12 protein-coding genes are annotated in these 13,294 nt (G+C 48.5%); 7 read left to right on the plus strand and 5 right to left on the minus strand.

Going from position 1 to position 13,294, the window contains the following annotated elements; all coding sequences use genetic code 11:
- Nucleotides 1–309: 309 nt before the first annotated feature.
- Together H615_RS0115285 and H615_RS0115300 are read right to left on the minus strand one after the other, a co-directional pair.
- Nucleotides 310–501, minus strand: coding sequence for a hypothetical protein (locus H615_RS0115285; protein WP_027955965.1), 192 nt, complete (start codon nt 499–501; stop codon nt 310–312).
- Nucleotides 502–1,151: 650 nt separating this feature from the next.
- Nucleotides 1,152–2,150: a tRNA dihydrouridine synthase gene (locus H615_RS0115300; protein ID WP_027955967.1), complete on the minus strand. Its 999-nt coding sequence runs from the start codon at nt 2,148–2,150 to the stop codon at nt 1,152–1,154.
- A 300-nt stretch (nt 2,151–2,450) separates the two neighbouring features.
- On the opposite strand from H615_RS0115300, the gene H615_RS21860 reads away from it, so the two are divergent.
- Complete coding sequence (locus H615_RS21860; RefSeq protein WP_051254731.1) at nt 2,451–3,080, plus strand: hypothetical protein; 630 nt, start codon at nt 2,451–2,453, stop codon at nt 3,078–3,080.
- A 45-nt stretch (nt 3,081–3,125) separates the two neighbouring features.
- Here H615_RS21860 and H615_RS0115310 read toward each other — a convergent pair whose 3' ends face one another.
- The gene (locus H615_RS0115310; protein ID WP_027955968.1) at nt 3,126–3,485 is read right to left on the minus strand and encodes a hypothetical protein; all 360 of its coding nucleotides are present in this window, start codon (nt 3,483–3,485) and stop codon (nt 3,126–3,128) included.
- A 202-nt stretch (nt 3,486–3,687) separates the two neighbouring features.
- On the opposite strand from H615_RS0115310, the gene H615_RS0115315 reads away from it, so the two are divergent.
- Nucleotides 3,688–4,020, plus strand: coding sequence for a PadR family transcriptional regulator (locus H615_RS0115315; protein ID WP_027955969.1), 333 nt, complete (start codon nt 3,688–3,690; stop codon nt 4,018–4,020).
- Nucleotides 4,017–4,766 (plus strand): HAAS domain-containing protein, encoded by a 750-nt coding sequence (locus H615_RS0115320; RefSeq protein ID WP_027955970.1) that lies wholly within the window; start codon nt 4,017–4,019, stop codon nt 4,764–4,766. The genes H615_RS0115315 and H615_RS0115320 overlap by 4 nt, the downstream gene beginning before the upstream one ends.
- A gap of 48 nt (nt 4,767–4,814) precedes the next feature.
- On the opposite strand, the gene adhP is transcribed toward H615_RS0115320, so the two are convergent.
- Entirely contained in the window at nt 4,815–5,840 is a 1,026-nt protein-coding gene (gene adhP, locus H615_RS0115325; RefSeq protein WP_027955971.1) for an alcohol dehydrogenase AdhP, read from the minus strand.
- A gap of 185 nt (nt 5,841–6,025) precedes the next feature.
- A complete protein-coding gene (locus H615_RS0115330; protein WP_027955972.1) occupies nt 6,026–8,200 on the minus strand; it encodes an extracellular solute-binding protein in 2,175 nt (724 codons plus the stop codon).
- A gap of 136 nt (nt 8,201–8,336) precedes the next feature.
- On the opposite strand from H615_RS0115330, the gene H615_RS0115335 reads away from it, so the two are divergent.
- The 4 genes from H615_RS0115335 (at nt 8,337) to H615_RS0115350 (ending at nt 13,287) form a co-directional block, all read left to right on the plus strand.
- Complete coding sequence (locus H615_RS0115335) at nt 8,337–9,194, plus strand: glycerophosphodiester phosphodiesterase family protein (RefSeq protein ID WP_051254732.1); 858 nt, start codon at nt 8,337–8,339, stop codon at nt 9,192–9,194.
- 210 nt (nt 9,195–9,404) lie between these two features.
- Complete coding sequence (locus tag H615_RS0115340) at nt 9,405–10,460, plus strand: extracellular solute-binding protein (RefSeq protein ID WP_027955974.1); 1,056 nt, start codon at nt 9,405–9,407, stop codon at nt 10,458–10,460.
- Between the two features lie 87 nt (nt 10,461–10,547).
- Nucleotides 10,548–11,597 (plus strand): ABC transporter ATP-binding protein, encoded by a 1,050-nt coding sequence (locus H615_RS0115345; RefSeq protein WP_027955975.1) that lies wholly within the window; start codon nt 10,548–10,550, stop codon nt 11,595–11,597.
- A complete protein-coding gene (locus tag H615_RS0115350) occupies nt 11,581–13,287 on the plus strand; it encodes an ABC transporter permease (RefSeq protein WP_051254733.1) in 1,707 nt (568 codons plus the stop codon). Before H615_RS0115345 ends, H615_RS0115350 begins: the two co-directional genes overlap by 17 nt.
- Nucleotides 13,288–13,294: the final 7 nt, after the last annotated feature.

Genomic DNA, 13,294 nt, shown 5'->3' on the forward strand with positions numbered 1-13,294 from the left:
ACTGTTTATCCAATATTTACCTCTAATTTAAGTCTTAAGCTGACGGGTGATCGTATGTCTGAAGAGAATGAAAAAGAAACCTTACATGAATTGAAGAAAATGAATGAAAAGCTTGATAAATTAAATGAACCCAGTCCATTCACAACGCCGGTTATAATTGTAGTCGGCATTGCCGGACTTTTACTTTTGGCACCACTGTTAGTCGATGTGCTCGTATCTATCCTATAGAATGGAGTACCGCAGCGATGGAAGTATCGCGAATTCTATTCTCCCTGTAACAGGGACGTTTGTTCAATAAAAGCCATTGTCCTATATTCTTAGAATGAATTGACTCAGTATAAACATTACAAGTAATAGACCAATGCCTAACACACTGTATCCAAGATGTTTACGTTCTGACAAGTACTCCCCTTTAACAGCTTTCCAATCTGGATAAAAAAAGCTGATCACTCGGACAGCTATTATACCAATCATAACTAAAACGACAGCTAATACTTCCACTCATTTACCTCCTTTTATATATCCAGTATCCTTTTCCTTTCTGTGTAAAACTAAGTGGGGGATGTTTGTTGTCGTTTATAAATGTATCTTGTAATGGAGTTTTATAAAAACGGGGCGATTATTGAAAATATAATCGCTTTTTTTAAACTGAAAATAGGCCAGGGTTGTGCAAGACTCGGTGGCGGGAAGATTAAGCATGCAATTAATATGGGTGATTTTTCCATAAAACTGCATACTTGGTATGATTCATTTACATCTTATTGATTCATTCGTCAAATCACTTAAAGAAAAATGAAGTGTAACTCACAATAGCTGAGAGAGGGAATGCAGATGTTTTCAAAGAGGCAAACCACAACGGGGAAATGGCTGGCTTATTTAGGGTTATGGATTTTTGCTGCGGGATTTGCATTTAGTGAAATTATAGGAATTGAAGGTACTCCAAGTTTGCTAAGGTCTGCATCTATCCCAATGATTGTAATAGGAATATTGATGTTAATCATATCAAACTTCTTCAATGAGGAACGTTATAAAAATGAAGGATAGCAAAAGGTGGGATTTCTCACGACTAAGTCTTCAAGGATTGGAGGCATTAGTTGAATAAGCCAAATAATAAAAGAGGAGAACCTGTAAGGCTCTCCTCTTTCGTCTGATTAAGAAATCGTGAATCCTTCTTCTTCCTTTATGCCGCCTTTTTCCTCGAACTCATCAAGCAGCGCACGCACTTCATCCGTGGAATGGGTGCCCATCAGCTGATTTCTCAGCTCACCGGCTCCACGGAAGCCGCGGACATAAATTTTGAAGAAGCGGCGGAGCGGTTTGAAAAGACGCGGCTCCAGCTCTTCAGAGTACTTGTCGTGAAGATCCAGCTGCAGACGTAGAAGATCAAGCAGTTCATCACTTGTGTGTTCCTTCTTCTCCACTTCGAAGCAGAACGGATTGTGGAACACACCGCGTCCGATCATGATGCCGTCGACGCCGTATTTTTCAACGAGCTCCAGTCCCTTTTGACGGTCAGGGATGTCTCCGTTGATCGTGATCAGCGTGTTCGGGGCCACTTCATCGCGAAGCGCCACAATATCAGGGATCAGCTCCCAGTGGGCATCGAAGTTACTCATTTCCTTCTTCGTACGAAGGTGGATGGACAGGTTGACGATGTCCTGTTCCAGCAGGTGCTTCAGCCATGGACGCCATTCGTCGAGGTTTGTGTAACCAAGACGGGTCTTCACGCTGACAGGCAGTCCGCCGGCTTTCGCTGCATCAATGATTTCAGCAGCCACTTCCGGACGGCGGATCAGGCCGGAGCCCTTTCCGTTTCCAGCTACGTTCTGAACCGGGCAGCCCATGTTGATATCAATCCCACGGTAGCCCATCTCCGCCATGCCGATACTCATCTCGCGGAAGTATTCGGGTTTATCTCCCCAAATGTGGGCGACAATCGGCTGTTCATCCTCTGTGAACGTCAGGCGGCCGCGCACGCTGTCCTTCCCTTTCGGATGGCAGTAGCTTTCTGTATTTGTAAATTCAGTGAAAAACACATCAGGTCGTGCCGCTTCCGTCACCACATGACGGAACACAACATCTGTCACGGCTTCCATCGGCGCTAGAATGAAAAATGGCCGGGGCAGCTCATGCCAAAAATTATCTTTCATAATATATCTGAACCCTTTCTTTATGAGAAGTTTGATTCCCAAAGCTAAAAAGCGACGCTATCTATATCCATTACCATATTGAATGAATTTCAACCAGTATATACTTTAATAGTATCTTACGAAAAGTGCAAGGGAACGAGTTGGTTTGGCTGGGTATAAATGCACATGAAGTCATATTCTGTGTAATGGGTAGAGGGGTTCTTTTTTATGGAATAGGTCTTACTCAAAATTCCGGCACACCAAATTCCTTAATATGGTAAAATTTACACATGAGTAATCCAGAGGGGCAGGAGGAGACTTATGAATAAAGCGGGGAAATGGATTCTAATCACGATTGGTTCTATTGCAGCCTGTATCGGGATCATGATCGTTATCTTTATTATCGATATGACACCAGATTCATCAGAAGAAGAAAAGGTGAAGGAAAAAGCAGCCGATTACTTGGAAGAGACGTATTCCGGTCAAATGGAAATCTTCGATACGCTGTACGATAACATGGGAAACTTCGCTGGATTTGAGTACGCCGCCAAGGTAACGAATAACGATAACGACGTGAGCTTTTTAGTCTATGAAGATAGAAGTACGGGAAGGATGGTCGACGACTATGCGGTCAGATATTACGAAGATCAATTGTATGACATGATCATTGACGATATAGAACAGAGGTTTACTCCTATTGGGATGGTCACGGTTTCATACGATGAAGGGATTGACCGAAAATTTCAGGGTGAAGTAGACCTGCCGGAGATTCGTGAACTGGAAGCTTCTCCGTCCATCATCGTCTGGCTTGATCGGGAAGCGGAAGAGGGCGATCAAAGAAGAGTGGATGAGTTAATGGATATCTTGAAAAATGATCTCGAAATCCCTCATGCCGGATTGAAAGTGGATGATCAAAGTTTCGAAAAGGATAATATTATAGAAGAGTATTGAGAACGTTTGAAAGCAGAACAGGAAGAGGACGCATCTGTTCTGCTTTTACTTCGAAGAATAATCTTCCTTCTGCTTTTTTCTTATCATAATAACCTCGATCATTTTAAATACAATATAGGCACTATACGTTATAAGAAATACGCCCTTCCACATGGTGTTTGTTACAAAATCGAAGTTTCGGAGCATCCCGGTCGTCAGAATGATGAGCGCACTGATCTGAAAGATGTGGATCCAGTGCGTTCTTTTGCCAAAGGGATCAAAGGCTTCGGAGCACATATAGACAGCACAAAAGCCTAGAAAATAGTAGTTTAAGGCTATCGTTTCCTCAGGCAGATAGTCATAATACAAAATAAAAGGTATTTCCACCATTCCAACACTAAGCAATCGAAGAATCACGTTACCCATATCATTTCTGAAACTCCTTCCATTCTTAGAGTAGTACCTGTGAAGGTTGTATAAAAGTGTTTTGAGGAAATTTTTACAAATATCCTTGAAATAAGTGGGTTGAACCATTAAGCTTAAACTAACTTGCATAACAATATAGAACATTTTTATTTTTTGCCTAACTACCTTGCAATGCAAGGATGCTGGAGAGGGGAACGTCTGGATGTCGTCGAGCCAAATGTTGAAAGGAATTCTTGAAGGCTGTCTGCTCGCCATTATCGGAAAAGGGGAGACCTACGGCTATGAAATGATCGAAAAACTGAACGGCTATGGCTTTTCCATGGTCAAGGAGGGGAGCATTTACCCGCTGCTTCTCCGGATGAAAAAAGAAGGGCTGGTCACCACGACGAAGAAAAAGCATCCGTCCGGCGGCCCGCAGCGGAAATACTACGCCATTACCGAAGAAGGCCGACACGAACTGGAAGCCTTTAAAATCCGATGGAAAAGCATTTCCGGTGGCGTGGAGAATTTACTGGAAGGGGAAGAGCGTATATGACTTTATCAGAGGAAAGCCGGGAATTTGTCGATCATCTAAGGCTGTATCTGCTTACGAGTGGCAGGAATGAAGCCGAGGTGGAGGAGATTACAGAAGAGCTTGAGGATCATCTCCTTGAAGCTGAACAAGAAGGAAAAAGCACGGAGCATATCACCGGAAAGTCTCCGGAAAAGTATATGAAGGAACTGGCGGGGGAGATGCCTTTGGATAAGAAACAGATCGCCGGGTGGATCCAGGGGTTTATCCTCGGTATCGTCGCCTTCCTACTGCTTGGAGATGCTTTGGAAGGGGAGTTGTCGTATTCGCTTCTCGAACTGATCGGCTATCCTGTCATCGCCCTGCTTTATTTAGGAGCCATAATTTTGTCCTTCCGCTACGTATCCTCTAAGCGTCCGACGAAGAAAAAGGAATTCACCTTCTATGCGGTTATCAGTGGCGGGTTCATGCTGTTGTTCATGGGATTGATTTTCATGGATCAAATGCTTTCGATACCGGCTGTATGGACGGCTGGACCGACAGCGGAATGGGTCATCCTCGTTTTATCCGCTCTGACCCTTGTGGCGCTCGCATGGAAGTGGAAAAGCTTCTTCTTGGTTTTTGTGGCGCTGGTCTACTATGTGCCGCCTTTGCTCCTGGAAGCAGCAGGCGTCCAGGCCGATACGAGTCTGATGGTTGAGGCGTTCCTTCCTTTAGGGCTGATCTTTTTGTATATCGTGATTCATACCTTTATGGAAAAAAGAAAGTAGACGACATAAAGAAACCGCCCGTGCCGGAGCAGGCAGGGGCGGTTTTTATCATGCGTGCTGATGGAAATCGATCACCATTCGGCCTTGGATTTTACCTTGTTCCATTTCCTCGAAGACGTCCTGAACTTCGTGAAGGTGGCGTGTCTGCACGACAGGAACGACTTTTCCTTCGGCTCCGAATTGGAAAGCCTCTTCTAAATCCTTACGCGTACCGACGAGAGAGCCGATCACTTCAATGCCATCAAGGACGAGTCTTGGAATGTTCAAATCCATCGTTTCAGACGGCAGTCCGACCGCTACGACTTTACCACAGGCGCGGACAGCATCGACAGCAGAGTTGAAGGCTTTTTTAGAAACCGCCGTAACGACAGAGGCGTGCGCACCGCCGAGCTGTTCCTGGATGATTTTCTCTGCATCTCCGTCCGTTGTTGGATTGATTGTCATGTCGGCGCCGATCTCTTTGGCGAGGGCGAGCTTATCGTCATTGATATCGACCGCAATCACTTTGGCGTTGAAGACGTGCTTGGCATACTGGATAGCAAGGTTGCCCAAGCCGCCGCAGCCGTAGATGGCGATCCACTGACCGGCTTTCACATCAGATACTTTGATCGCTTTATACGTCGTCACGCCGGCGCAGGTGATGCTGCTCGCCTGAGCCGGATCGAGTCCGTCGGGTACTTTTACCGCATAATCAGCTGTCACGATGCACTGCTCGGCCATACCGCCGTCGACGCTGTAACCGGCGTTCTGGACATTCCGGCAGAACGTTTCCCGTCCGGTCGTGCAGTATTCGCAGCGCCCGCAGGCATGGAACATCCAGGCGATGCTCACCCGGTCGCCGACCTTCAAGCTTGTGACATCATCAGCGATTTGTGAAACAACGCCGATGCATTCATGCCCAAGAACACGCCCTTCGACATCACCGAAATCACCAGCAGCGACGTGCAGGTCCGTATGGCAGACCCCGCAGTATTCCACATCGACGAGGGCTTCCCCGGATTGCAGTGGACGGACATCCTTTTCGATAACCTCAACATTTGCTTTCGCATGTGGATTGACTACAACAGCTTTCATATGCGTTTCCCCCTTATATTCAATGAATAATGAAATGGTATGTGGAGAAGATCTTCCTTACATATTCATCATAGCACTAGTAACGAAGGAAACTTTGTGAAATATTGAACAAAGTATGAACGTTGAGGAGAACCAATCAGAAACGCCCTGCTTCCGTGTAAAAGCAGGGCGTTTCTTTTCTTCAGTTATGATCGGACAAAAGTATCCGCATAGTTTTCGAGCTTGGCGTTGATTTCCGCAATGATGTCGGAAACCGCGTGTTTTTGACTGAGGGAACGCTGCAGGGACGTCCCGATAATTTCTTCGACCGCTTTCGTATTGAAATAGGAGCCGTCTTTGAACTGCTTCTCCCGGATCCCTTTGAACTTCGTATCATACGAATTGGACAGCCACGGGTACAGTGAGTGAATGGTCTGGTTGTCGCACACTTCAAGCTTTGCTGTCGTACCTCCGAGCATCGTGATCTGTTCGGCGACGGAATCTTCATGGATCCATTTCAAAAAGGTGAGAGCCGCGTCGGTTTTTCTACTCTGCTTGGAAAGACCGATAACACCGCCGCCTAAAATCGGAGAGCCTCCTGGCGGGAGGGCGGAACCGACCAGCGGACCGACTTCACTCAGGGAAATTTTCGAAGCATGGTTGATAAATCCTATGATCATCGCCATCTCGCCGCGGGCGAAACTGCTTACCTCCTCGGTCCACCACTGGTTCAGGAACGGCTTAGCCATTTTCACCGTTTCCAAGTAGTTCTCCAGCGCCGCTTCTGCTTTAGCTGGATCGAGCATCAAATGATTCTCCTGGACGAGGCGTCCGCCTCGCTCGTAATAGCGGGCGAGGAAATCGAGCGCCATGATTGAAGGCTTGCCTAAGATCATCCCTGTCCCGTATTCGATCGGTGAATCGCTGTAAGCTGCGCGAGAGAAGAAATGGACGATCTCATTCATCGACTCGAAGTCTTCCGGAATCGTCAGCTGTTTTTTATACGTTTCATAAAACATCCGCTTGATTTTCGGGTCCTCAAATAAATCCTTCCGGTAAAAGAGCATCTGCAGGCTTGGATCAAAAGGAAGGACGAGCGCCTGGCCGTTCACTTCTGAATAGTTGCGCTTCAAATACTTGGGCAGTGACGCGAGTCTGTCGTCGATTTCTCCATCCAGCCCTTGAAGGGGGGTGAACAGTTCTTCCCCGAGCCAAGGAAGCCAGGCCATATCGAGACGGATCAAGTCATGATCCCTCTCCTGCGATTTGGACATTAACTCCTCGTACATCTGGTCGAACGACTGGATATCCACCTCGACATGGATCCCGGTCTGCTTCTGGAAATGGGGCAGGATCTTCTGCAGAGCATCTGTAGTCGGACTGGGCAGGGTCAGCAGCTTGATCGTATCGGAATCGTTTTTAGATGCCGTAACCTCCGTATCTACAAACCCTTTATTTGAAAGAATTACGTGAGGCTCCATCGTCTTCACATCATGGACATGATCCAGCAGCCAGCCGGCCGTCTTTTTTCCGAGAAGCTGATAGTTTTGGAGATAAGAAACTGTATCCGCCCCCGCTCCACGTGTGGACGGGTCCAGGGTAATCAGTGCGGGCATAGGATGTAGTGACCCGAACGTGTGCGCCTTCCGTAAGTGATCGGCAAAGTTCGGGCTGCTTGTTACGAGAACATCGAAGGACTGGTCCTTGAAAAAGGAAAACGCCGCGCTATGCGCCTGCTGCAACGTTGTCCGTTCAATACGGGTCGGAAGAAAACTGAGGTCTCTCGCCAGCACGTCTGTAAAGCTGCGCTCATTGGAGTGTTTTTCCTCCCCTGTAAACAGACCGACGGACTCAAAGCCCTGATCTAAAATGTAGGCGGCGATATCTCTGCCCGCCTCGGTGAAGTCAAACGATACAGACGCCCGGCTGTTCCGGACCTGGCGGTTGATGAACACGACGTGATCTTCCGGAATGTGCAGTTTTTCATAATAGGTACGGGCATCATCAAGGCAGGAAACGGCCAGAACCCCTGTCGCCCGTTCGGCGGCGATTTCCTCAAGAATCTTTTCCTCATAGTGGGGGAGGTCATAGGTGATATACAGGTGGACGGAGTAGCCCTGTTCACGTAAGGCTTTTTTTACGCCTTCATAAAATTGGACATACTCCGTCTGCTCGAGGCTCGGCAGGATAAGGGAAACGGCATGGTTCGTCCCTGAGCGCAGCGTATGGGCTTTCCGGTTCAGGTTATAACCGAGGGCGCGGGCCGCCTCTTCCACCATCTTGATTTTTTTTACACTCACATTGCCTCTTTTGTTCAATACGTTTGAAACCGTCCCGTGTGAAACGCCGGCTTTTCTAGCGATATCTTTAATTGTTGTCACTCTTACAAACCTCCATTACTGCGGTGTATCCGTATGTATCTTTTTCTAATATAACATGGGATTTCAGTATTGACACGTTCCAATATCATGTATATATTTATCCGTGAAAATAGTAAGACGATGGAGGAGGGGTTTTGTGGCAGGAAAAAAGGAGTATCAGCACATCAACGGGCTGCTGAGCCGGAAGCTGGAGGAAAAGCAGGTGCTTACAGCGGTACATAGAGGGCTGCCTGGAGGAAACATCATTGAGAATACGATTCCGGCCTTTCAGGCTGCGCTCCGTCTGCGGAGTGACGCGTTGGAAATCGACGTCTCCAGGACAGCTGATGGGGATTTTTATCTTTTCCATGATGGTGAGGAAAAGCGTCTTTTCGGCGTGGATCAGAATATAAGAGAGATGACGACGGAGGCGGTGGCCGCCATGACGTATTACAACAGCCTTTCGCTGCCTGTGAGCTATCGGGTCGAGAGTCTGGATGACGGCCTGCGCTTTCTGAAAGGGGATACGCTCCTGAACATCGACCGCTCCTGGCAGGACTGGGCAGAGCTTCTGCCGCTGCTGGATGGCTATGACATGATGGATCAGCTCATTTTGAAGAGTCCTGTCCACCGCGATTATCTCGGGCAGCTGCAGAACCATGAGCGGAAATACATGTACATGCCGATTGTTCAGACGGTGGAAGAGCTGGAGGTGGTCATGAGCAGTCCCGGCATCAATCTTGTCGGCATCGAGCTGATTGCAGATTCTGAGGACCACCCGCTGTTTGACGATGCTGTCATCCGCCGGGTGCATGACGCCGGCTTGTTCGTCTGGGCGAATGCCATTACCCTCGATGATGAAAAAATATTGTATGCTGGTCTGGATGACAACACGTCATTGATCCACGGCCCTGAGCACGGCTGGGGCAGACTGATCGATAAGGGTGTCGACATGATTCAAACCGACTGGCCGTCTCTTCTCGTTCCGTACATCGATGGAAAATTGAATCGATAAACCATACCAGGCACCCGCTGCATTTTTTGCAGCGGGTGTTTTTTGTTTGTAAATGGATTGCTAAGAGTATGTAAAGAAGTTGTTTTTGGTATTTACCGCAGGGGTTTTTGGTTCTAGAATCAAAATTGACACGTTCCAAAAACGAGAGGAAGGACGAAAACAAGGAAGGACCGCTTTTATTTCATATGGATACTTAAGGAGATGGATGAGATGAAATTAAAGAACATGATGTTGACGACAGGCTTGGCTTTGACGACGCTTCTTGCGGAGTGTGGAGGAACAGAGGAATCGGCAGCGGAAGGGGAGTCGGCGAAGGAGCCGCTGGTGGTCTATACGAACTCCGCTTCTGACGGGCGTGGCGACTGGCTGAAGGAACAGGCGTCTGAACAGGGCTTTGATATTGAAATCGTTGAGGGTGGCGGCGGAGATATCGCCAATCGTCTTGTCGCAGAAAAGAACAACCCGGTCGCCGACGTCGTTTACGGCTTGTCCACGATGGACTATGAAAATTTCAAAAAGCAGGACATGCTTGCTGAGTACGTTCCATCCTGGGCAGGAGAGATCCAGGGTGACATCAATGACCCGGAAGGCTACTATCATTCCATCGTCAAACAGGCGATTCTTATGATTTACAATACGGAGAACTATGACGCTTCCTCTGCGCCGGCAGACTGGCCGGAGCTTTGGAACAACGAGGAGTACCACGGACAGTATGCCATCCTGGGTCATGAAGGTGGAACCGGCCGGGCGATCATCGCTGGCATCTTGAACCGCTATAAGGATGAGAACGGCGAGTACGGGATTTCCCAGGAAGGCTGGGACGAGCTTGAAAAATACTTAACGAACGGCTACCACCCGGCAGAAGGGGAAGACTTTTTCGCGAAGGTCGCTGATGGAAGTGTACCGATTTCAGGCATCTGGTCGAGCGGCATCGTGCCGAAAGAGGAAGAGTTCGGTGTGGATGTAGCGTATGCCACGCCGGAAGTGGGCGTTCCACACGTCGTTGAGCAGGTGGCCATTGTAGAAGGTACAGAACAGCAGGACACGGCGGAAGCGTTCGTCGATTGGTTCGGCAGCAGTGAAGTCCAAGGAAAGTGGACGGAGGAATTCTCCACCCTGCCGGCGAATGAAGGAGCCTTGGAATATGCAGATGAAGCGACGAAGGAGCTTGCTGAGTCCGTGACTGTTCAGGATATTGACTGGGGATTCGTTTCAGAAAACATAGATCAATGGGTCGAAAAGGTTGAACTGCAGCTGCTTCCTTAAGAAGGAATAGCATGGGGGACAGTCCAATACTTGGGCTGTTCCTCTTTCCATGAGTGAGGGAATTTTATAGAGAGAGGATAAGCGATTGTGATTGAATTCAAAAATGTGCAGATCAACTATGGAGATTTCGTAGCAGTAAAGAATTTGAACCTGAACGTGCGCGAAAGGGAATTTTTCACCCTTCTCGGTCCGTCCGGGTGCGGGAAAACGACGACGCTGCGCAGTCTCGTCGGCTTTGTCCATCCGTCACAAGGCGAGATTTTCCTGAACGGCGAGAACATTACATCGCTGCCTGTAGAAAAACGGGAAGTCAGCATGGTCTTCCAAAGCTATGCCTTGTTTCCGACGCTTGATGTCTATGAAAATATCGCCTTTGGCTTGAAGGTGAAGAAAGTGCCGAAGCAGGAGATCGATCGGGAGGTCCGCGATATGGCGGCCAAGGTCGACCTCAGTGAAGAACAGCTGAAAAAGAAGGTGTCCGAGCTATCCGGTGGGCAGCAGCAGCGGGTGGCGATTGCGAGAGCGCTCGTCCTTAAGCCCCGTATCCTCGTGCTGGATGAACCCTTGTCCAACCTCGACGCCCGCCTGCGTGTCCAGTTGAGGAGAGAGTTGAAAAATCTGCAGAAACAGTTCGGGATCACCGCCATTTATGTGACGCATGATCAGGAGGAGGCGCTCACGCTTTCGGACCGGATTGCCGTTTTCAATAAGGGTGTCGTAGAGCAGGTCGGAACACCCAAGGAAATTTACAGCCACTCCGAAACCGAGTTCGTCTGCAATTTCATCGGCGACATCAACCGCCTGGAGACTCCTGTCGTCAAAGAGCTGAATGAGCAGATGGGCGGCGGTTATCTGGAACATGACCGTCACTATGTCCGGATGGAACGGGTTCATACCCGTCAGTGGCAGGGCGGAAAGGAAGCGTCTGTCCTCAAACTGACAGGCCGGGTGGAGGATGCGGAATTCTACGGCGTGTATACGAAATACTCGTTTCTCGTTAACGGCACCGTTATAAAGAATATTGAGAGGGAAGATGGAAGAGCCCCTCACAACATTGGGGACGAAGTGGATATTTATATCGATATCCATGATGTGATGACTTATCGGGAGAGACACAGCTATGCAGTGGATCAATAAATGGAAGGGGGCGGCTTCAACCAAACTCGCCGGCCTGCTCATCGCTTTGTTCTTTGCGTGGTTCATCGTCTCTTTTCTGATCTATCCGAATGTGAACCTGTTGAAAACGACCTTCATCATTGACGGATCGCTGTCTCTGGAGGCGGTCAATAAGCTGGTGAGCTCCAGCCGGGCCGTGCAGAGTCTGATCAACAGCTTCCTGCTGGCGGTTTCGCTTGTCATGACGGTGAACATCGTCGGGATTTTCCTCGTCCTTGTGATGAATTACTTTGATATCAAAGGCATCCGGGTGCTTTCGCTCGGATACTACACGACGCTCATCTACAGTGGTGTGGTGCTTGTGGCCGGCTATAAATTCCTTTACGGGGAGCAGGGATTTTTGACCAACCTGCTGGCGGGAATCTTCCCGGGCTTTGATACAGGGTGGTTTACGGGGTATGGGGCGGTTCTTTTCGTCATGACGTTCGCGATCACCTCCAACCACGTCATTTTCCTGTCGAACGCGATCAAAAAGGTGGATTATCAGACGATTGAAGCAGCAAAAAGCATGGGAGCCTCCGATTTTTATATTATCCGGAGAGTGGTGCTTCCTGCCTTAAAACCGACAATATTTGCCGTGACCATCCTCATCTTTCTGATTGGATTGAGTGCGACGTCCGCTCCATTGATTGTCGGCGGACAGGAGTTTCAGACGATCAACCCGATGATCCTGACCTTTGCCAAAAGCGTCACCTCCCGGGATATCGCGGCCATCCTCTCCATTGTTCTTGGTATTGCGACGATGGTGCTGCTTATGTTCATGCAGCGGATGGAGAACAACGGCAATTTCATTTCCGTATCGAAGGTGAAGTCGACAATCAAAAAGCAGAAGATCGAAAACAAATGGGCCAATGCGCTTGTTCATATCGCTGCCTATCTGTTATTCGTCATTTATGCGCTGCCTGTTGTGCTGATCATCATTTTTTCCTTTACCGATACGTTCAGCATCGAAAATGCGACACTGGCTCTCGACCATTTCACCTTGGACAATTATCTGCTGCTGTTTACGGACTTTTCCGCTTTCCGCCCGTACTTCATCAGTATCGCGTATTCGGCGGCGTCCGCTTTCATCGTGGTGATGATCACACTGCTCGTTTCCCGGATTCTGCAGCGGCATAAGAACATCTACACCCAGCTGTTGGAATATTCGATGATGATTCCCTGGCTGCTGCCATCAACATTGATTGCGCTCGGTCTGATTCTTACGTATGATAAACCGAACAGCCTGCTCGGAAACCAGGTGCTGACCGGATCGGTATGGATGCTGCTGGTCGCTTATATCATCGTCCAGCTTCCGTTCACTCTGCGCATGCTGAAGGCGGCGTTCTTCACCATCGATCATTCCCTTGAAGAAGCAGCAAAAAATTTAGGAGCTTCTTCTATGTATACGTTCCGTAGAATCCTGCTTCCCGTCATCCTTCCGTCCACGCTTGCGGTTATGGTGTTGAACTTCAACAACATGCTGGCAGATTATGATTTGACGGTATTCCTGTTCCAGCCGCTGCTTGAACCTTTAGGCATCGTCATCAAAAGTAGTACCGATCCGCAGGCGTCCACGGATGCAAAGGCGCTTATGCTCGTCTATTCGGTCGTATTGATGGTGATTTCATCCGTGGCGCTGTACTTTGTGTACGGCAGGAAATCCAAGTAGTAGAAGG

This window comes from Halobacillus kuroshimensis DSM 18393 (assembly GCF_000425705.1).
Taxonomy (GTDB): domain Bacteria; phylum Bacillota; class Bacilli; order Bacillales; family Halobacillaceae; genus Halobacillus; species Halobacillus kuroshimensis.